We start from the raw sequence: 18367 nt of genomic DNA, 5'->3' as shown, positions 1-18367 counted from the left end.
TGATGCCGAAAGCGCAGACTTTATCCCCAAGACAGGCCTGCGGAGGCTGAGATGTTAAGGCTGTTCGCGTCGCTCAAGATATTCTTCCCTATGCACGAGCCGCCTTGCGGTGGCGAAACGGTCGCATGGCTGACCGATCCGCTGTCGCATCCCGTGCTGAGCGCCATGTCGGAGCGCGAACTCGGCGACATGCCGTTTCGGCTGACGGCGCGTCGCACTGCCCACGAGACGGCGCAAGCGGGCTGCCGCTGATTGGTGCTTACGGCCCGGCGCCTGGCCCAACGCAAGCGCGTTGTGTCGCCGGTCCACGGACTTATTGTGCACCGCGATGACATCCGCTACCTCAACAGCGCTGCGGTTCGCTTTCGCCGGCATGATCGCCATGGCTGTCGCCATGGGCATTGGTCGTTTCGTCTACACGCCGATCCTGCCGGGCATGATGGAAGAACTCCATCTGTCGGCGGCCGATGCGGGCTGGATCGCGTCAGCCAATTATCTCGGCTACCTCGCCGGCGCCTTTGCCGCGGCGGGCGGTTGGGCGCATGGGCGCGAGCGCCTGCTGATGCTGACAGGTCTGGGCGCCAGCGCTCTGCTTGCCGCGCTGATGGGGCTGTCGGATACGATCCCCGCCTTTCTTGTCATCCGCTTTCTGGCCGGCCTGGCCAGCGCCTTCGTCATGGTGTTCCTGGCCAGCATTGTTTTCAGCCATCTTGCCGCGGCCGGCCGCAGCGATCTGCAGGCGTGGCATTTCGGCGGCGTCGGCCTCGGCATCGCCGTGTCCTCGGTGCTGATGGCGGCCCTGGTCAGCGACCATGCCGGCTGGGCGGCGGGCTGGCTGTGGTCGGCGGCGATCTCGGCTTGTGGCTTCGTCGTCGTGGCGCTGTTGGTGGACAGCGGGCCGTTGGCCAGCGGCGATACCGGCCGCGAGCCGGCGCTGCCGAAAGACCGCTCGCTGACCAAGGTGATCGTCGCTTACGGCTTGTTCGGCTTCGGCTACGTGGTGACGGCGACCTTCCTGGTCGCCATTGTCCGGCAAGGCGGCGGCGGACGCGTGTTCGAGGCGGTGGTCTGGATGGTCACCGGTCTCGCCGGTTTTCCCTCGGTCTGGCTCTGGCAGAAGATATCGGCACGGATCGGCCTTTACACGACCTATGCGCTGGGATGTTTCGTCGAGGTCGTCGGCATAGTCGCAAGCGTCGCGGTAGGCGGGCGCACCGGGCCGCTGCTCGGCGGCCTGCTCGTTGGCGGCACGTTCATCGCCATCACCGCGCTCGGCCTGCAGACCGCGCGGCAACTGGCGCCACAGGCTCCCCGGCGGACCTTCGCCTTGATGACGGCTTCGTTCGGTCTTGGCCAGATCATCGGCCCGATAGCCGCCGGGCTCCTGGCGCAGGCGTCGGGCGATTTCTTCCTTGCCTCGATCGCCGCCGCGGCCGTTCTGGTCGCCTCCGGCGTCATCACATGGTCGGCCGCGCCAAAATCGCCATGATTGTGGGTTTGCTCGGTGCCGGGCATCGGGCATGGGCATTTTCTTTCCCCCTAATGTGTGACTTTATGCCCGCTGAACTCAGCTGATTTGCGCAAAAATCGAGGAATTCGCCACAGTGTTCGTATCCTTCTTCCCGCAGCCGAAGCTGTTTTTCTCTTCGGCCGCCGTCTGGAGCCTTGCGGCGATCCTGTTCTGGTTTTTCGGGGGTGAGCAGCTGGGCGCCGTCTTCGGCCTGCCGCCGGCAGCAGCCGGTGCGCCGCCCATTATCGGCATCGCAGTCCTCGTCTCGAAGCCGTTTCTCTGGTTCTACATCTACTTCGCGTTTTGTGTGTTGGCCTTCTACGCTTTCTGGAGCTGGTATTCTCCGCATCCGTGGCAACGCTGGTCGATCCTGATGACGGCGGTCATCCTGTTCTTCATCTATTTCAATGTGCAGGTCAGCGTTGCCGTCAACGCCTGGTACGGCCCCTTCTTCGACTATGTGCAGGGACTGATGTCGGGGACCGGAAAATCGACTAATGCCGAATTCTACATAGGACTGGCCGATTTCTCGTGGCTTGCTCTGGTCGGCATGAACGTGCAGGTGGTCAACGCCTTCATCGTCAGCCACTGGATTTTCCGCTGGCGCACGGCGATGAACAACTACTTCGTCGAGAACTGGGGCAGGTTGCGCCATATCGAGGGCGCCTCGCAACGTATCCAGGAGGACACGATGCGGTTTTCCCAGATCATGGAAGATCTGGGTTCCAGCTTCGTCCAGTCGATCATGACGCTCATCGCCTTCCTGCCGGTCATGATCCAGTTGCAGGCCCATATAACCGAGTTGCCGATCATCGGCGCGATCCCCCAGCCATTGGTGGTCGCGGCACTGGCCTGGTGTCTGTTCGGAACGATTTCGGTCATGATTGCCGGCATGAAGCTTCCAGGGCTGCAGTTCCGCAACCAGCGCGTGGAGGCGGCCTACCGCAAGGAGCTCGTTTACGGCGAGGATCATGCCGACCGGGCCCAGCCCGCCACCACCGCCGCGCTGTTCGCCAACGTCCGCCACAATTATTTCCGGCTCTATTTCCACTACATCTATTTCAATGTCGTCCGGTACACGTACCTGCAGGCCGACAATATTTTCTCGCTGCTGATCCTGGGGCCGTCGCTGGTCGCCCACAAGATAACGTTCGGCGCGCTGAACCAGATTTCGAACGCTTTCGGCAAGGTGACGGGCTCTTTGCAGTTCCTGCTCACCTCCTGGTCGACCATCGTGGAACTGCAATCGGTGCATAAGCGCTTGCGCGCCTTCGAGGCGACGCTGCAGGGCGAGCCGCTGCCGGAAATCGACCAACGCTATCTGGCACGGCAAGGCGCCGAGGATCCCGCTTAAGTCAGGGAAGACCTGGGCGCGAAACGGGTTGGCGGCTCAGCCGCCGACCGAAGCCTGCTTCTGGCCAGCACCCTGCCGCGAGATATAATCGCGAAAACTGATGCATTCGACGTCTGATTTGACGCAGACCTCGCCGGCAAAACGCTCCAGCGCGTTCCAGTAGGCGCCGTCATTCATCAGCGTGAAGTGGAAGCCGAGTTCCAGCGGAACGCGCTTGCCCCGATACTGCGCGTCGAAGGCGGCGCGAAACGCCTGGTAGGTCCGGTCGGCGAATTCCGCCGCTCCGCTCGGCCGCTCGAAGCCGCCGGAATGCCTGACATAGAGATTGTAGTCCATGGCGATCACCGGCCGCGATTTCGGTCCCTCCGGAATCTGCGGCAGCGAAAAGCGGGTGATGCCGCCGGCGGTCGGCGGCTGAACAGGACCGCGCGAGACGCCGCTGGCGTCGAACCGGTAACCGGCGGCGGGCAGCGCCTCGTAGAGTGCCTTGCCCGTCGAAAGATAGGGCGCGCGGAAGCCGACCACCGCGTGCCGGGCGAAATCGCGCCAGCCATCGGGCTCGGGCGCAATCCCGTTGATCGCATAGGCGTTCTCGAGAATGTGCTCGAAGGCACCGAATTCCTTCAGCCAGTCGGCCTTGCTCCAGTCCTTGCCGTCGAAATGGCCGCAGGCGTGGCTGGCGATGTCGTGGCCTTCACGTGCGGCAAGCCCGATCTGTTCGAGCCGATCGGCCACTTCCTGTTTGGACGCGGCAAAGCCGATGTTGGATTTGCCCGATGTCTTGCCCGGCGCGGTGTACTGGTTGCGCGTCTCCGGTGACAGCAGGAAGACGCAGGACAGAAAATAGGTGAAATGCGCGCCGGTGCGCTGCGCCAGCGCCCGGCTGCGCTTCCATTGCGAGATGTCGCGGGCGCTGTCGAAGGAGATGATGACGACCTGCTTCGGCCTTGCCGGCAAGGGCGCCCGCGAGCCGGGTGGATCGGCGAAAGCCGCACCGGCCGTGGCAAGCGAAGCGAGACAGAACGCGGCAACGCGAGACGAAAAGGGTATTGGCAACAACTACTGACCTTGGGGCGGTTTTGGCCCCGCTATAGCGCAAATGTGGCGCCGGTACGATTGGCTTTTCGTCCGTTTGCCCCGCGAATAGGTGATTTTCCGGTCGAACCCCTTCCATGCCGACAAAATTTCGCTAAAACGCGGGCTCGCGAACGCCCCGTCCCGGGGCAGGAATGGTTTTATTGATGTCCGACGACAGTTTTATCCGTGAAGTCAACGACGAGATCCGCCGCGAACAGGCGCAGAAGCTGTGGGACCGTTTCGGCCCGGCCCTGCTTGTGGTCGCGGTGTTGGTCGTGCTCGGCACCGCCGCCTTCGTCGGCTACCGTTACTGGGACGAGACCCGCGCCAACCGTTCGGGCGATGCCTTCTCGCAGGCGTTGAAGCTGGCCAATGACGGCAAGAATGACGAGGCGCTGGCCGCGCTCGATCAATTGGAGAAGGATGGCTACGGCGCCTATCCGCTGCTCGCCCGCATGCGCGCTGCCACCGTCAAGGCCGACAAGGGCGACGTCGATGCCGCCGTCAAGGATTTCGACGAGGTGGCCGCCGACGCCGCCATTCCCCAGGGCATTCGCGACATGGCGCGGCTGAGGGCGGCGCTGCTGCTGGTCGACCACGGCTCCTTCGCCGATGTGTCGAGCCGCGTCGAGGCCCTGACCTCGGACACAAACACGCTGCGCCACACCGCGCGCGAGGCGCTTGGCCTCGCCGCCTGGAAGGAAGGCAAGACCCAGGACGCGCTGAAGCTGTTTGATCAGATCGCCGCCGATGACGGTGCCCCGCGTAACACCCGGGAACGGGCGACCCTGATGTCCGAGCTGATCCGCGGCTCGGGCAACGCATCGTGACATATGAGCTTCAAAGTCGCCATCATCGGCCGGCCTAACGTCGGCAAATCGACTCTTTTCAATCGGCTGGTGGGAAGGAAGCTGGCGCTTGTCGACGACACGCCTGGCGTCACCCGCGATCGCCGGGTCCATGCGGCAAAACTTTATGACCTGCATTTCGACGTCATCGACACTGCGGGTTTCGAGGACGCCGGCGCCTCGACATTGCCCGGCCGCATGCGCGCGCAGACCGAGATCGCTATCCGTGAAGCCGACCTGATCTTCTTCACCGTCGACGCCAAATCCGGCCTGTTGCCGGACGACCGGACCTTTGCCGAGATCGTACGCAAATCCGGCAAGCCGGTCGTGCTGGTCGCCAACAAGGCCGAGGCCAAGGGTGCCCAGGGCGGCATGCTGGAGGCCTGGGAGCTCGGGCTTGGCGAGCCGGTCCCGGTCTCGGCCGAACACGGCCAGGGCATGCCCGACCTGCGCGATGCGGTGATCGCCGCCCTTGGCGAGGCCAGGGCCTTTGGCGAGGATGAGGACGACGACGAGGAGATCGCCTCCAGCGAGGTGCTGATCGGCGAGGACATCGTCGATCCCGACGCCGAGGAGGTGCCGGCCTATGACGACACCAAGCCGATGCGCATCGCCGTCGTCGGTCGTCCCAACGCCGGCAAGTCGACGCTGATCAATGCGCTGATCGGCGAGGAGCGGCTTTTGACCGGACCGGAAGCCGGCATCACCCGCGATTCCATCTCGGTCGATTGGGACTGGCGTGGCCGCCGCATAAAGCTGTTCGACACCGCCGGCATGCGCCGCAAGGCCAGGATCCATGAAAAGCTCGAGGTCATGTCGGTGCAGGACGGCCTGCGCGCCATCCGTTTCGCCGAGATCGTCATCATCGTGCTCGATGCCACCATCCCTTTCGAGAAGCAGGATCTTCAGATCGCCGATCTAATCATCCGCGAGGGCCGCGCGCCGGTGATCGCCTTCAACAAATGGGACCTGATCGACAATCCGCAGGAACTCTTGGTCGAACTGCGCGAGAAGACCGAACGGCTTTTGCCGCAGGCGCGCGGCATGCAGGCGGTGACAGTTTCGGCCGAGACCGGGCGCGGCCTCGACAAGCTCATGGACGCCGTCATCCGCACGCACAAGGTCTGGAACAGCCGCGTCTCGACCGGCAGGCTCAATCGCTGGCTGGAAGGCATTCTTGCGCATCATCCGCCGCCCGCGGTTGCCGGTCGCCGGCTGAAGATCAAATATGTCACGCAGGCCAAGACGCGCCCGCCGGGCTTCGTCGTCTCGTGCTCGCGCCCGGATGCGATGCCGCAATCCTATGTCCGCTATCTCACCAACAGCCTGCGCGAAGCCTTCGACATGCCGGGCGTGCCGATCCGCATGGCGCTGCGCACATCGGACAATCCCTTCGCCGGCAGGGCCAAGAAGCGCTGAAGCCGGCGCATTGGTGCGGTGAGAAAATCCAAAATGCCGGCAGGACAGAGGGGGGCGCGAAGGATCGCGGCCTATCCTTCGTCCTAGATCTCTCCTGCATGTGGGCGGTGGACCAGCTCGGGTCCGTCAGACCGCCTTGCTCAGAAGTCAGGCGGCATCTTTTACGGCCGTGTTCACCTGCGCACTCTCAGGCAGCGCCTCGAAAGCCGACTGCAGCAGAATATCGCCCAGCCGCGCCGCTACCGGATCGAGCTCCGCGTCTTTCCGATGCAGATGCAGCGCCATCCTCGGCAGGGCCGGCAGCCCGGCGATCTCCGGCGTCATCGCGCTGACATTTGCCGGCAGGCCGATGTCGGTGCGGATCGTCAGCCCTAGCCCGGCTGCGACGGCGGCCCAGATGCCGCCAAGGCTCGGGCTGGAGAAGGCCATGCGCCAGGGCAGGCCGGCGCGGTCGAGCGTTTCGGTCGCCACCGTGCGCAACAGGCAAGGTGCCTCCAGCGCCACCAGTGGCAGCGGCTCGCCATGGCGCAGGTTGGTCTCGATGCGCTTTGCCGGGCCGATCCAGCGCATCTGCACGTCGGCAACATGCTGGCTGTAAGGCAGCGTCGCGCCGCTGTGCCAGGCAAGCGCGATGTCCAGGCTGCCCGAGATGATCCGCTCCGCGAGTTTGTGGCTGCGCGCGATGCGGGCCTCGATCTTGACTTTGGGATGGGCACGGGCGAAGCGGCCGAGCACGTCGGGCAGCACCGCCTCGCCAAAATCCTCCTGCAGGCCGAGCCGTACCCAGCCTTCCAGCTCGACGTCATGGATGGCGGAGGCCGCCTCGTCATTGAGCTCGACCAGCCGCCGCGCATAGGCGAGCATGGTCTCGCCGGCTTCCGTCAGTGCCAGCCCGCGTCCCGACTTGCGGAAGATCGGCGTCGCCGCCTGCTCCTCCAGTTTCTTCAACTGCGCGCTGACCGCCGAGGTCGAGCGGCCAAGCCGGTCGGCCGCCTTGGCGAAGCTGCCAAGCTCCATTCCGGTGACGAAGCTCCTGAGGACGTCGAGGTCGAATGTCACCCGTCGCATGATAATCCCGTTTTTTAGGATTTTTGATCAAAAACTTCCTGATTTTATGGACAAAGCTATGGCGATAGACATGCACCGTCAAGGCCGGTCACCGGGCCGCAAACGGGAATGAAACCATGTCCGCCATCGTCACCCGCACCGATTGTCAGTCGGCGCCACGAGCCGCAGGCTCCGGCTCCAGGACCTTCACGCCCAACCACCGCTGGAAGGTGCTGGGTATCGGCGTCGCCGCCAATGCCGGTTTTTCCGCTACTTTCTCCGGCATACCGGCAACCGCGGTGCTGATGCGGCAGGGCTATCATCTCGGCAATGCTCAGCTCGGCCTGGCGCTTGGCCTTCTCGGTCTGGGCGTTGCGCTCAGCGAACTACCCTGGGGCCTGCTCACCGATCGCTGGGGCGACCGACGTGTGCTTTTGACCGGGCTCGGCGCCACGGCGGCGTGGCTGTTCCTGATGGCGTTGCTCATCGTTCCATCCCCGTCCGGCGTGCCGGGCGTGCATGTCCTGGCGGCCGCCTTGCTCGTAACCGGCCTGCTCGGCGGCAGCGTCAACGGTTCGAGCGGCCGCGCCATCATGGGCTGGTTTCGCGAAGGCGAGCGCGGCTTCGCCATGAGCATCCGGCAGACGGCGGTGCCGCTTGGCGGCGGGCTGGGCGCTCTTGTCCTGCCGTCGCTCGCCGCCACGCATGGCTTCGCGGCGGTCTATGGCCTGCTCGCCGTCTTCTCCGTGCTATCCGCCTTCTTCGCCTGGCGCTGGCTGCACGAACCACCAATGCAGGGTGATGGTTCGGCCGCGTCCACCGCTTTTGCCGGGCCGCCGCCGCTGCGCAATGGCGAGGTCTGGCGCATCGCGACAGCCATCGGCCTGCTGTGCTTTCCGCAAGTGGCCGTACTCACCTTCGCATCGGTCTTCCTGCACGACTTCGCAGGCATGGGAACCCTGGCCACCAGCGCAAGCCTCGCCGCCGTGCAGACCGGCGCCATGGCGATGCGCGTCTGGAGCGGCCGCTTCACCGATCGCCACGGCAACCGCCGGCCGTTCCTGCGCCTGTGCAGTGCGCTCAGCGCGCTTGCCTTCACGCTGCTTTGGCTGCTGGTCCTGGCCGGCCCGACCCTATCAGGCGGCCAGCCCATCGTGATGGCTACGCTTCCCGTGATGCTGATTGTCGCAGGCATCCTGGTCTCCGCCTGGCATGGCGTCGCCTACACCGAGCTTGCCACGCTTGCCGGCGCCGGCCATGTCGGCACCGCGCTCAGCCTGGCCAACAGCTTCGTTTTCATAGGCTTCTTCCTGGTGCCGGTGGCCATTCCGGGGCTCTTGCATCTCTGGTCCTGGCCCGGCGTCTGGTTGTCGGCCGCGGCGTGCGCGTTGATCGCGTGGCCCATCTTCCTGCGGCCGGCCTGCGTGTCCGTCCCGCCGCAAAACCGCCCCACTTCGCAACCACGAGCCCTGAGCCGACCGGGAAAACCCGATCGAAGCTGTTAACGTCCCATCAAGGTTAATGCATCATTTTGCTCTCCAGTGGGGTCAGTAGCGTTCCTGGAGAGAGTTCCGTGCATCGACGTGTCTTGACGCGCCTTGTTGCCGTCGCCGGTGAGAAGAAACGCAGCCTTGTGGCGCCTTTCATCGTCGGCCTCGGCATCTGGATCGGATTTCCGACCGTTTCCGCCTACCAGGACATGACGAGCCTCGTTTCCGGCCTCGAAGCGCCCACCCGCTGGAATTCCTATGTCGAGAAATCCGTCGCCGGATCGGTCCATGCGGCCGAGATGCCGTTTGTCGACGACGCCGTGACGGGGTCGCTCTCCGGGTCGGGGGTGCGCCTGCCCGGCGTCGGCGCCGTCTCCTTTCGCGGCGAGGGCGGCAAGGTCAGCACCTCGCCCGACGAGGACCGCATCGTGCGCGCCGACAAGAAGGGGCGCATCGTCCAGATCTCTCCCGTCGCCCCGCCGAAGAACTTCAACGCCGGCTCGATCTTCGAGCGCACCTCGTCGCTGCTGCGCCCCAGCATGGACAGCGGCCTGAAGATGGCTTTCGCCAAACCCCGGATCAAAGGCAAGGAAATCCAGATCGCCGCGGCATTCCATGCGCGTGAGGACAAGAAGCCGGATCCCGGCGTGTCGCCCATGCTCGCCGCCCTGGTCAATAATGACCATCCGGATGTGCTGGCGACGGCCTATGCGCAGGCCGCGCCCGATTATGCCAAGGCGTCGCCCTTCGAGGCCCTGCTCCAGGACGAGGAGCCCAATAACGGCCGTTTCATCCCGCCGATGGCCAAGGGCGACCATTCGTGGATCCAGAATCCGCTTCCGGCAAGCGTCTTCTCCAAGCCCGAGCAGAAATGCCTCGCCAACGGCATCTATTTCGAGGCGCGGGGCGAATCCGTGCGCGGCCAGGCCGCCGTCGCCCAGGTCATCCTCAACCGCGTCCGCAATCCGGCCTATCCCAATTCGATCTGCGGCGTCGTCTACCAGAACGATAGCTGGTTCAACCGTTGCCAGTTCTCCTTCGCCTGCGACGGCAGGAAGAAGCGCATCGACAACCCAGTCGCCTACAAGACCGCGCAGGATGTCGGCATGGCGGTGACCGCCGGCAAGGTCTTCATTCCCGAAGTCGGTTCGTCGACCCACTATTATGCCAATTACGTCCATCCGGGCTGGGCGCGCACGATGCAGAAGATGACCAAGATCGGCCTGCATATCTTCTACCGCACCTATGGCGGCGGCTGGAGCTGAACGCCCGATAGCCGCCGATATTTTCGCACGGCTGCGCGGCCTGGCGAAGAGCCGTCGCGCGGGGGATTCGCGCAAGGCGTCCGCGCCGCCATGGCGGGCACGATGTCGCACCTCGCTACTGCGTTGATTTCATTGTATAAAATACATGGTAAGGAACTTCCGCCCGTGGCTTGACGGGCGCAAACCCTCTAACTATGTTGCCGGCGACTTTAGAAGCGGACGGACGGTGACGGTCTGCCCGGGCAGGGGGGTTGCGATGGCCGACGAAACTGGGCCAGGCGGAACCGGAGAAACCGGCCGCGGCAAGCAGCACGAAGCCGCCATCCGCGACGACGAACTTGAGCGCCGCCGGCGTGAACTTGAAGCATCGCTTGCGACAAGACGGCCGGACCGGCTCGAGGGGAAAGACGCGAAACCAGTGACCGGGTACGGTCAGGCACTCAAGCTGTCCAGCGAGTTCATCGCCGGGGTGGTGGTCGGTGCCGCCATCGGCTGGATCATCGACCGTCTGGCGGGGACATCGCCATGGGGTCTGATCGTGTTTCTGCTGCTTGGTTTTGGCGCGGGCGTGCTCAATGTCATGCGTTCGGCAGGCGTTGTGGCGGAATTCGGACAGGGCGACAAATCGCGCCCTGGCCGCGACGACAGCAAGTGACCGCCTGAAGGCGGCACTTGGAAATAGCCGCCTTTCGACGGGCGGCATGGTAACAAGGCCGCATGCGGCACTGACGGGGTTTGAACGTGGCAGCTGACAAGGTCGATCCGATCCACCAGTTCCATATCAACAAGCTGATACCGATCGATATCGGCGGCTACGACTTGTCCTTTACCAATTCGGCGCTGTTCATGGTCGCGACCGTGGTCGTGGCCGCGGCATTCCTGTTTCTGACAACGTCGAGCCGCAGCCTCGTTCCCGGCCGGCTGCAATCGATCTCCGAAATGGCCTATGAATTCGTCGGCAACATGTTGCGCGACGCCGCCGGCACGCAGGGCATGAAGTTCTTTCCCTTCGTCTTTTCCCTGTTCATGTTCGTGCTGGTCGCCAACCTGCTTGGCCTGTTCCCTTATTTCTTCACCGTCACCAGCCACATCATCGTCACCTTCGGCCTCGCCGTCTTGGTTATCGGCACCGTGATTGTCTACGGTTTCGGCAAGCACGGCCTTGGTTTCCTCAAGCTGTTCGTGCCGCAAGGCGTGCCGGTGTTCCTGCTGCCGCTGGTAGTTCTGATCGAAGTGATCTCCTTCGTGTCGCGCCCCGTCAGCCTCTCGGTTCGTCTGTTCGCCAATATGCTCGCCGGGCACATCACGCTGAAGGTCTTCTCCGGCTTCGTCGTCAGCCTCTCGGCGCTGGGCGCGGTCGGCGTCGCTGGCTCGGTTCTGCCGCTGGCGATGGCCGTGGCGTTGACGGCGCTCGAACTGCTGGTCGCCTTCCTTCAGGCCTACGTCTTCGCGGTGCTGACCTGCATGTACCTCAACGACGCCCTGCACCCGGGACACTAAATCAAAAGTTTCCGACGCAAGAGTTTCCAACATTGCCGCCGGAATGGAATCGCAACGGAATTTCAGATCCAAAGGAGTTGAACAAATGGACGTAGAAGCAGCAAAGTACATCGGCGCCGGCATCGCTTGCCTCGGCATGGGCGGCGCGGGCATTGGCCTCGGCAACATCTTCGGCAGCTATCTCTCGGGCGCGCTGCGCAACCCGTCGGCCGCCGATGGCCAGTTCGGCCGCCTGATCTTCGGCTTCGCCGTGACCGAAGCTCTGGGCATCTTCTCGCTTCTCATCGCGCTGCTGGCCCTGTTCGGCTGAGCCCCTGTTTGGCTGAGCCGTTATTTGGCGAAGCTATGGGAAGATTGGACAGGCCGGCCGCGAGAGCGGCGGGTCTGATATCAGGGGATAGTCCATGTTCGTGACATCTGCCTTTGCGCAAGAGTCCGCGCCTGCCACCGAGGCAGGCCACGCTGCGACGGAAGGCGACACGCATTCCGGCACCAGCGTGCCTGCCGAAGCGCATGGCATGTTTCCGCCATTCGATCCGGCGACGTTTCCGTCGCAGCTTCTTTGGCTGGCGATCACGTTCGGGCTCTTCTACCTCTTCCTGAAGAGGGTGGTGGTGCCGCGCGTCGGCGGCATCATCGATGTCCGCAACGATCGCATCAGCCAGGATCTCGATCAGGCCGCGAAGTTGAAGGGCGAGGCCGACGCCGCCGTTGCTGCCTACGAGCAGGAATTGGCGGAAGCCAAGAAGAACGCCAACGCCATCGGCCAGCAGGCCAATGATGCGGCCAAGGCGGAAGCCGAGACCGCGCGCAAGAAGATCGAGGCCGCGCTCGACGAGAAGCTCGGCGAGGCCGAGGCGCGCATTTCTTCCATCAAGGCCAACGCCATGAAGGAAGTCGGCAGCATCGCCGAGGACACTGCCTCGGCGATCGTCGAGGCGCTGGTCGGCGGCAAGGCCAGCAAGGCCGAGATCGCGGCCGCGGTCAAATCCGTGGCCGGGTGAGGAGCGCATCATGGACGCCACATCTCTTGCAACGCTCTGGGCCACGATCGCCCTGGTCATCTTTTTGGCCATCGCCATCTACATCAAGGTGCCCCGCCTGATCGCCAAGGCGCTCGATGCCCGCGCCGCCAGGATCAGCAGCGAGCTCGACGAAGCGCGCAGGCTGCGCGAGGAGGCCCAGCAACTGCTTGGCCAATACCAGCGCAAGCGCAAGGAAGCCGAGCAGGAGGCCGCAGACATCGTCGCCGCGGCCAAGCGCGAAGCCGAACTGCTCGCCGCCGAGGCGCATAAGAAGACCGAGGACTACGTCGCGCGGCGCACCGCTCTCGCCGAACAGAAGATCGGCCAGGCCGAGCGCGAGGCGATCGGCGAAGTGCGCGCCAGCGCCGTCGACATCGCCGTCGAAGCCGCTCGCACGCTGCTCGCCGGCAAGATCGATGCCAAGGCGGGAGCCGATTTGTTCAAGGCCTCGCTGCAGGACGTGAAGGCGAAGCTGAACTGAGCTGACGCCGTTTGGAAATCAAAAAGCCGCCGGGGAAACCTGGCGGCTTTTTTGTTGGGCGGTGCGCCGAGGCCGCCAATCTCCCCCCTCGTGGGGGAGATGCCCGGCAGGGCAGAGGGGGGCGCTGTCCCGCCAGCCCGTCAGACAATCCCTCAGACAATCCCTGCGCGGCCTTGCGACTTCTGCGTGAGTAGAGGTAGTTCTGGAAGGTAGCGATCTTTCGCGCCCCCCTCTGTCCTGCCGGACATCTCCCCCACGAGGGGGGAGATCGGCTGTTATCGCTGCCGGCTCACTCCAGCCCCGCGAAGCTTTCTTCTTCCACCACCTCGGCGCCCCCGAGCCTGAACGGCGCAAACGAGGTGCGGTGCAGCCGCGCCACCGGCCCGTGCGTTTCGATCGCGGTGCGATGGCGGACCGTGGCGTAGCCCATATGCACTTCGAAGCCGTAGTGCTGGTGATGGCTGCCGCAGCCGCACATCATGCGGTCGCGCATCACCTTGGCGACGATCGAGGCGGCGGCGATGGATTGCGAGCGCTGGTCGCCCTTGATCAGCGCGCGCCCCGCGCAAGCCAGGCCCGGCGGCACGTCGCGCCCATCGGCAAGCGCGAGCTTCGGCCGCACCGGCAGGCCGGCGACCGCACGGCGCATCGCCTCCAGGCTCGCCTTGAGGATGTTGCTGCCGTCAATGCCCTCGGCGCTGACCGAAGCCATCGACACGCCAAGCGCGGAACCGATGATGCGCACGAACAGCGCCTCGCGCTGCAAGTGGCTAAGCCGTTTGGAATCGTCGAGGCCGTCGGGGATGTTGGCAGGGTCGAGCACAACCGCAGCCGCCACCACCGGTCCGGCCAGCGGGCCGCGTCCGGCCTCGTCCATCCCCGCCACCGGCCACAGGCCTTCGGCCATCGCCTTCGTCTCGAAGGAGAAATCGGGTTTCTCGACGATTTCGAAGAGAGGCGGAGAATCAGAACGCGCGCGAGCCATGTTGCGGCGAGGTTCGCATCGGCTCTGATTCTCCGCAAGTCCCTCCGGGTCGGGTGGGGCGCCGGACCGGGAGGGCACGTCTGCAGGCCGGGGCAGGCCGGACGGGATTTTTTCGCCACGGCGGCAAACAGCCGTGGTCGTTCAAAGCAGCATCAACTGCTCCTGGTCCTTGCCGGCGGCGACGAACTGGTCGGTCCGCAGCGTGCGCCGCTCGGCATTGAGACCGAGCCGCTTGGCGGTGATCTCGAAGCGCCGGCCGATCTGCCAGGCGTAAGGACCCGCGCCCTTCATGCGCTTGCCCCATTCCGAATCGTAATCCTTGCCCTCGCGCATCGAGCGGATCAGCGACATCACATGGCGATAGCGGTCGGGATAGTGGCGCAACAGCCAGTCCTTGAAGATCGGGCTGACCTCGAGCGGCAGGCGCAGCACGACATAGCCCGCCTCGCGTGCGCCGGCATGGTGCGCCGAATCGAGGATGCGTTCCATCTCCTGGTCGGTCAGCCCGGGGATGATCGGTGCCACCATGACCGAAGCAGGGATGCCGGCATCCGCAAGCTGCCTGATCGCCTCCAGCCGCTTGCTCGGCGTCGAGGCGCGTGGCTCCATGGTGCGCGCCAGCATGCGGTCGAGCGTCGTCACCGACAACGCCACCTTGGCGAGGCCCCGTTCGGCCATGCGTGACAAGATATCGATATCGCGCGTCACCAGAGCGGATTTGGTGACGATGCCGACCGGGTGCCCGCGCGCCTCCAGCACTTCGAGGATCTCGCGCATGATCCGGTACTGTTTTTCGATCGGCTGGTAGGGATCTGTGTTGGTGCCGATGGCGATGGTCCTCGGCTGGTAACCGTCCTTCGACAGTTCCTTGTCGAGCAGGCGCGCCGCGTCCGGCTTGGCGAACAGCTTGGATTCGAAATCCAGCCCCGGCGACAGGCCCATGAAACTATGCGTAGGCCGCGCAAAGCAGTAGACGCAGCCATGCTCGCAACCCCGATAGGGATTGATCGAGCGGTCGAAGGAGATGTCGGGCGATTCATTGCGGGTAATGATGGTGCGCGGCTTCTCGACCTGCACCTCGGTCTTGAAGGGAGGCAGTTCCTCCAGCGAGTTCCAGCCATCGTCGAAGACATGCCGGCTGACGGGCTCGAACCGACCGGACGGGTTGATGCCTGCCGACCGGCCGCGGTTGCGGTCCGGACGCACGCGCATGCCGCTCTGCTCGATCATCGCGTTGGCCATCTCGGCTCGTCCTGCTCCGAAGGCGGCAATGTCGGCGCGCATGATCGGTTCCATCTTCGCCCGCTCCCAGGGACTGTCCATGTTGCTTCGAATCGCTCTGCTCATGAATTTAATCCTATTTGCCGAAAGAGAACAAAGCAAGAACTTTTTATGGTGCGCCGCAAAAACTGGCGCTGCGTTCCGCTTTCCGCTATTCGGCAAACGATGCTCACCGTTCTCATCGAGACCCACAATGACGAGGAGGGCCTCGCCCGCACGCTGGCGACGCTGATCGGCGGCGCGGTCGAGGGCGTGGTGCGCGAGGTCATCGTCTGCGACACCGGTTCCACCGACCAGACCCATCGCGTCGCCGAGCATGCCGGTTGCCAGTATGCGACCGACGGGGTCGCGGCCGCCATCCGGCATGCGAAGGGCGATTGGCTGTTGCTGCTGGAACCGGGCGCGCGACTGGTCGACGGATGGATCGACGAGGTCGTTGCGCATACCGCGAGGCAAACCATGGCGGCGCGGTTTTCACGCACACGCGCCGGCCGCGCGCGATTCCTGGCCCGGATCTTCTCGGGAAACCGGGCCTTGGCCGACGGGCTGCTGATCAGCAAGCGCCAGGCCGCGTCCTTGTCGAAAAATGCCGGCAGCGCCGAGGCCCTCGCTCGCGGCCTGGCGACCAAGCGGCTGGATGCCGAAATCTGGGCCGCTCCGGCAAAACAAGAGCACCGCCCGTCCAAATGATTTTGCAGCTGCTCTGTCTACGTGCGTTGCACATGTGACGCGCAGCTAGCTTCCGATCACGCGGGTGCCGGCGCGCAGGCCGCGGCTGATGATGGAAGTGGTTTCGGCGTCTCGCGGCCTTGGCGTCGACGTTTCCACGGCGAGCCGGTCATTCGCCAAAACGCATCTCCACAGGCATCCAGCGAAGGCGACGTCTAGCTCGACGCTGTGCCTTGCTTTCCGCGTCGTAGTCGACAGGGATCGGTTCCTGACTGAACGACCGTTGATCGTCCAGGGCGTTGATGATGACGATTGCCCTGGCATCGTCCTCTCCGGCGATTGCGGCGGTATAGACGCCGCATTCGCCGCAGATCAGGTAGTCGGCCGTCCCCAATCCAAAACGGTATTTCTTCAATCGCCGGACGTCCTTGACTGAGATGATCAGCCTGCCGTCCGGATCGGCGACGGCGCGCGAACCATGCCTGGTACAGAACGAGCACTGGCAGGCGCGAACCTCGATTTTCGATGGATCGAGCTCGGTTGAAAATCGAAGGCATATGTTGCCGCAATGGCACCCGCCACCATGCACAGTCATCGCATCCATCCCGTCGTCAACGGCGATGGCCGCCGCCGCGAGACGATACGTCCTCCCGCATCCGGTTTGGAATGGTCTTCCGAAGGCGAAGGTGGTGTTCTGCCTGGCAAGAGCGGCGTGAACCCGGCGCCTTGCCTCCGTTTTACGGAGCCGACATGCCGCGCCGCAGGTGCTCGTCCAGGCGCGGCATGATCTCGACGAAGTTGCAGGGCATGTGCCGGTAATCGAGCTGCGCCTTCAAGATGCCGTCCCAGGCATCCTTGCAGGCGCCGGGCGAGCCCGGCAGCACGAAGACGAAGGTGGCGTTGACGACGCCGCCGGTCGCCCGGCTCTGGATCGTTGAGGTGCCGATCTTGTCGTAGGAAATGCGGTGGAACACCTCGGAAAAGCCGTCCATGCGCTTTTCGAAGATCGGCTCCAGCGCGTCCGGCGTCACGTCGCGACCGGTGAAGCCGGTGCCGCCGGTGGTGATGACGACGTCGATGTCCTTGTCACGCGACCACGCCAGAACCTTGTCCTGGATCTTGTCGCGGTCGTCGGTGACGATGTCGCGGGCGGCGAGGATGTGGCCGGCTTCCGCGATGCGGTCGGCCAGCGTCTGGCCGGACCTGTCGTCGGCAAGGCCGCGCGTGTCGGAAACGGTCAGCACCGCAATGCGCACGGGGATGAAAGAACGGCTCTCGTCAATCCTGGCCATGGGCATCTGCTTCCGCTGTCATGCTGCGCGTCGCGGCGACGAACCAGTCGGGTTGCCGGGCGCGGATGTCGGCTGCCGCGCGCTTGGCGACGTTGCCGGTCTCGAACAGGCCGAAGCAGGTGGCGCCGGAACCCGACATGCGGGCAAAACCGGCTCCGGCCCTGTTCAGCACCGAAAGCGCCTTGCCGATCGCGGGCTCTATGGCGCGGGCCGCCGGCTCGAGGTCGTTGCGGGTAATCTCCAGCCAGTTGCGCAGGCCGTGGAAGTCGACCACGCGCGGCAGCGGCGGCAGCCCTTCATTGTCGCGCCGCGACAGCGCGTTGAACACCTCGGCTGTCGAGACCGCCTTGCCGGGATTGACCAGCACCAGTCCGAGCGCCGAGAAATCAGGCACGAGCGACAGCACCTCGCCGATGCCGCTTGCAATCAGCGGCCTGGCCGCCAGGCACATGGGAATGTCGGCGCCGAGCGAAAGCCCGATCCGCGCCAGCGCGGCATCGGCGATGTCGAGTCGCCAACTCGCCGCAAGCCCGCGCAGAACCGCTGCCGCATCGCTCGATCCGCCGCCGACGCCGGAAGCGACCGGCAAGTTCTTTTCAAGCTTGATCGAGACCGGCGGCGTGCCGCGAGGACCGGCCGCCTGCCGCAGCGCGTCGCGCGCCCTGAGCACCAGATTGCTGCCGTCGAGGGGAACATCCGGAGCGTAGCGGCCGGACACGTTGAAATCGTCTCGCTCGGCAAGCGCGATCTCGATCCTGTCGCCAAAGCGCGTGAACACCGCCAGGCTTTCGATCAGATGGTAGCCGTCATCGCGTCTGCCGGTGACGTGCAGGGCGAGGTTTATCTTGGCGGGCGCCGGCCACATCCGGACGCGCTGGCCGGATTCCAGGCTCTCGATTGCGAGTGAAATGAGGATCAGTCCTTGGCCAGCCGGTACTCGCCGGTCTTCGGATCCTTCACCAGCGTCCCCATCGCGCCGTTTGCCGTCTGCTTTTCGGTGCGCCGCACCTTGGCGGTCACGCGCTCGGCCTCGCGGATAAAGGTGCGGTAGCCAAAATAGGCGGCGATCCCGACGACGGCGAAGAAAATGATCTGCGGCATATCAAAACTCCTCCCACGCTGGG

At 64.6% G+C, this 18367-nt stretch carries 21 protein-coding genes; 13 read left to right on the top strand and 8 right to left on the bottom strand.

From position 1 onward, the window contains the following. Window positions 1-51 precede the first annotated feature (51 nt). The 3 genes from FJ964_RS15070 to sbmA all read left to right on the top strand — a co-directional run bounded on the left by FJ964_RS15070 (window position 52) and on the right by sbmA (window position 2864). Entirely contained in the window at window positions 52-252 is a 201-nt protein-coding gene (locus tag FJ964_RS15070; RefSeq protein ID WP_140551100.1) for a hypothetical protein, read from the top strand. Window positions 253-328: 76 nt separating this feature from the next. Further along, entirely contained in the window at window positions 329-1489 is a 1161-nt protein-coding gene (locus FJ964_RS15065; protein ID WP_140551099.1) for a YbfB/YjiJ family MFS transporter, read from the top strand. 115 nt (window positions 1490-1604) lie between these two features. Next, window positions 1605-2864, top strand: a complete 1260-nt coding sequence (gene sbmA / locus FJ964_RS15060; protein ID WP_140551098.1) for a peptide antibiotic transporter SbmA — start codon at window positions 1605-1607, stop codon at window positions 2862-2864. 36 nt (window positions 2865-2900) lie between these two features. Here sbmA and FJ964_RS15055 read toward each other — a convergent pair whose 3' ends face one another. Beyond that, window positions 2901-3914 (bottom strand): polysaccharide deacetylase, encoded by a 1014-nt coding sequence (locus tag FJ964_RS15055; RefSeq protein ID WP_181172495.1) that lies wholly within the window; start codon window positions 3912-3914, stop codon window positions 2901-2903. A gap of 191 nt (window positions 3915-4105) precedes the next feature. Between FJ964_RS15055 and FJ964_RS15050 the strand changes: the two genes are divergently transcribed. Both FJ964_RS15050 and der read left to right on the top strand, forming a co-directional pair. Then, window positions 4106-4771 carry a tetratricopeptide repeat protein gene (locus FJ964_RS15050; protein ID WP_140551096.1) on the top strand — a complete coding sequence of 222 codons (666 nt, stop codon included), beginning with the start codon at window positions 4106-4108 and terminating at the stop codon, window positions 4769-4771. A gap of 3 nt (window positions 4772-4774) precedes the next feature. Beyond that, on the top strand, window positions 4775-6208 hold the full coding sequence (der, locus tag FJ964_RS15045) for a ribosome biogenesis GTPase Der (protein WP_140551095.1): 1434 nt from the start codon (window positions 4775-4777) through the stop codon (window positions 6206-6208). Window positions 6209-6355: 147 nt separating this feature from the next. On the opposite strand, the gene FJ964_RS15040 is transcribed toward der, so the two are convergent. Next, the gene (locus FJ964_RS15040; RefSeq protein ID WP_140551094.1) at window positions 6356-7276 is read right to left on the bottom strand and encodes a LysR substrate-binding domain-containing protein; all 921 of its coding nucleotides are present in this window, start codon (window positions 7274-7276) and stop codon (window positions 6356-6358) included. Between the two features lie 116 nt (window positions 7277-7392). On the opposite strand from FJ964_RS15040, the gene FJ964_RS15035 reads away from it, so the two are divergent. The 7 genes from FJ964_RS15035 (at window position 7393) to FJ964_RS15005 (ending at window position 13016) form a co-directional block, all read left to right on the top strand. Continuing rightward, the gene (locus tag FJ964_RS15035) at window positions 7393-8760 is read left to right on the top strand and encodes an MFS transporter (protein WP_140551093.1); all 1368 of its coding nucleotides are present in this window, start codon (window positions 7393-7395) and stop codon (window positions 8758-8760) included. A 68-nt stretch (window positions 8761-8828) separates the two neighbouring features. After that, window positions 8829-10010, top strand: coding sequence for a cell wall hydrolase (locus FJ964_RS15030; RefSeq protein WP_140551092.1), 1182 nt, complete (start codon window positions 8829-8831; stop codon window positions 10008-10010). Window positions 10011-10266: 256 nt separating this feature from the next. Further along, window positions 10267-10665, top strand: coding sequence for an AtpZ/AtpI family protein (locus FJ964_RS15025; protein WP_140551091.1), 399 nt, complete (start codon window positions 10267-10269; stop codon window positions 10663-10665). Window positions 10666-10751: 86 nt separating this feature from the next. Further along, entirely contained in the window at window positions 10752-11510 is a 759-nt protein-coding gene (locus FJ964_RS15020) for a F0F1 ATP synthase subunit A (protein ID WP_140497962.1), read from the top strand. Between the two features lie 85 nt (window positions 11511-11595). Beyond that, complete coding sequence (locus tag FJ964_RS15015) at window positions 11596-11820, top strand: F0F1 ATP synthase subunit C (protein ID WP_140497964.1); 225 nt, start codon at window positions 11596-11598, stop codon at window positions 11818-11820. Window positions 11821-11914: 94 nt separating this feature from the next. After that, complete coding sequence (locus tag FJ964_RS15010; RefSeq protein ID WP_140497966.1) at window positions 11915-12514, top strand: F0F1 ATP synthase subunit B; 600 nt, start codon at window positions 11915-11917, stop codon at window positions 12512-12514. A gap of 10 nt (window positions 12515-12524) precedes the next feature. Beyond that, the gene (locus FJ964_RS15005; RefSeq protein ID WP_140551090.1) at window positions 12525-13016 is read left to right on the top strand and encodes a F0F1 ATP synthase subunit B; all 492 of its coding nucleotides are present in this window, start codon (window positions 12525-12527) and stop codon (window positions 13014-13016) included. A 289-nt stretch (window positions 13017-13305) separates the two neighbouring features. Here the strand turns inward: FJ964_RS15005 and FJ964_RS15000 are convergent, their stop codons facing one another. Continuing rightward, complete coding sequence (locus FJ964_RS15000; protein WP_140551089.1) at window positions 13306-14001, bottom strand: ribonuclease HII; 696 nt, start codon at window positions 13999-14001, stop codon at window positions 13306-13308. 141 nt (window positions 14002-14142) lie between these two features. Continuing rightward, complete coding sequence (locus tag FJ964_RS14995) at window positions 14143-15297, bottom strand: PA0069 family radical SAM protein (RefSeq protein WP_140551310.1); 1155 nt, start codon at window positions 15295-15297, stop codon at window positions 14143-14145. A gap of 150 nt (window positions 15298-15447) precedes the next feature. Between FJ964_RS14995 and FJ964_RS14990 the strand changes: the two genes are divergently transcribed. Further along, window positions 15448-15972, top strand: a complete 525-nt coding sequence (locus FJ964_RS14990; protein WP_140551088.1) for a glycosyltransferase — start codon at window positions 15448-15450, stop codon at window positions 15970-15972. Window positions 15973-16120: 148 nt separating this feature from the next. On the opposite strand, the gene FJ964_RS30985 is transcribed toward FJ964_RS14990, so the two are convergent. From FJ964_RS30985 to FJ964_RS14975, 4 genes are all read right to left on the bottom strand, one after another. Then, complete coding sequence (locus tag FJ964_RS30985; protein WP_181172480.1) at window positions 16121-16366, bottom strand: hypothetical protein; 246 nt, start codon at window positions 16364-16366, stop codon at window positions 16121-16123. A 322-nt stretch (window positions 16367-16688) separates the two neighbouring features. Then, on the bottom strand, window positions 16689-17243 hold the full coding sequence (moaB, locus tag FJ964_RS14985) for a molybdenum cofactor biosynthesis protein B (RefSeq protein ID WP_140551087.1): 555 nt from the start codon (window positions 17241-17243) through the stop codon (window positions 16689-16691). Continuing rightward, the gene (locus tag FJ964_RS14980) at window positions 17230-18108 is read right to left on the bottom strand and encodes a 4-(cytidine 5'-diphospho)-2-C-methyl-D-erythritol kinase (protein ID WP_140551086.1); all 879 of its coding nucleotides are present in this window, start codon (window positions 18106-18108) and stop codon (window positions 17230-17232) included. Before FJ964_RS14980 ends, moaB begins: the two co-directional genes overlap by 14 nt. Window positions 18109-18158: 50 nt before the next feature. Beyond that, window positions 18159-18344, bottom strand: a complete 186-nt coding sequence (locus tag FJ964_RS14975) for a hypothetical protein (protein ID WP_140497980.1) — start codon at window positions 18342-18344, stop codon at window positions 18159-18161. Window positions 18345-18367: the final 23 nt, after the last annotated feature.

This window comes from Mesorhizobium sp. B2-3-2 (assembly GCF_006442295.1).
GTDB lineage: Bacteria > Pseudomonadota > Alphaproteobacteria > Rhizobiales > Rhizobiaceae > Mesorhizobium.
This window is presented reverse-complemented; position numbering and strand designations above follow the sequence as displayed.

Bases quoted from the DNA above. Each gene is read 5' to 3' on its own strand.
- FJ964_RS15070 (WP_140551100.1), top strand. From the start codon at position 52: ATGTTAAGGCTGTTCGCGTCGCTCAAGATATTCTTCCCTATGCACGAG.
- FJ964_RS15010 (WP_140497966.1), top strand. From the start codon at position 11,915: ATGTTCGTGACATCTGCCTTTGCGCAAGAGTCCGCGCCTGCCACCGAG.
- FJ964_RS14980 (WP_140551086.1), bottom strand. From the start codon at position 18,108: ATGTGGCCGGCGCCCGCCAAGATAAACCTCGCCCTGCACGTCACCGGC.
- FJ964_RS15025 (WP_140551091.1), top strand. From the start codon at position 10,267: ATGGCCGACGAAACTGGGCCAGGCGGAACCGGAGAAACCGGCCGCGGC.
- FJ964_RS15040 (WP_140551094.1), bottom strand. From the start codon at position 7,276: ATGCGACGGGTGACATTCGACCTCGACGTCCTCAGGAGCTTCGTCACC.
- FJ964_RS15035 (WP_140551093.1), top strand. From the start codon at position 7,393: ATGTCCGCCATCGTCACCCGCACCGATTGTCAGTCGGCGCCACGAGCC.
- moaB (WP_140551087.1), bottom strand. From the start codon at position 17,243: ATGGCCAGGATTGACGAGAGCCGTTCTTTCATCCCCGTGCGCATTGCG.
- FJ964_RS15065 (WP_140551099.1), top strand. From the start codon at position 329: ATGACATCCGCTACCTCAACAGCGCTGCGGTTCGCTTTCGCCGGCATG.
- FJ964_RS14975 (WP_140497980.1), bottom strand. From the start codon at position 18,344: ATGCCGCAGATCATTTTCTTCGCCGTCGTCGGGATCGCCGCCTATTTT.
- FJ964_RS14990 (WP_140551088.1), top strand. From the start codon at position 15,448: ATGCTCACCGTTCTCATCGAGACCCACAATGACGAGGAGGGCCTCGCC.
- FJ964_RS15000 (WP_140551089.1), bottom strand. From the start codon at position 14,001: ATGGCTCGCGCGCGTTCTGATTCTCCGCCTCTCTTCGAAATCGTCGAG.
- FJ964_RS15050 (WP_140551096.1), top strand. From the start codon at position 4,106: ATGTCCGACGACAGTTTTATCCGTGAAGTCAACGACGAGATCCGCCGC.
- FJ964_RS14995 (WP_140551310.1), bottom strand. From the start codon at position 15,297: ATGGAACCGATCATGCGCGCCGACATTGCCGCCTTCGGAGCAGGACGA.
- FJ964_RS15015 (WP_140497964.1), top strand. From the start codon at position 11,596: ATGGACGTAGAAGCAGCAAAGTACATCGGCGCCGGCATCGCTTGCCTC.
- der (WP_140551095.1), top strand. From the start codon at position 4,775: ATGAGCTTCAAAGTCGCCATCATCGGCCGGCCTAACGTCGGCAAATCG.
- FJ964_RS15005 (WP_140551090.1), top strand. From the start codon at position 12,525: ATGGACGCCACATCTCTTGCAACGCTCTGGGCCACGATCGCCCTGGTC.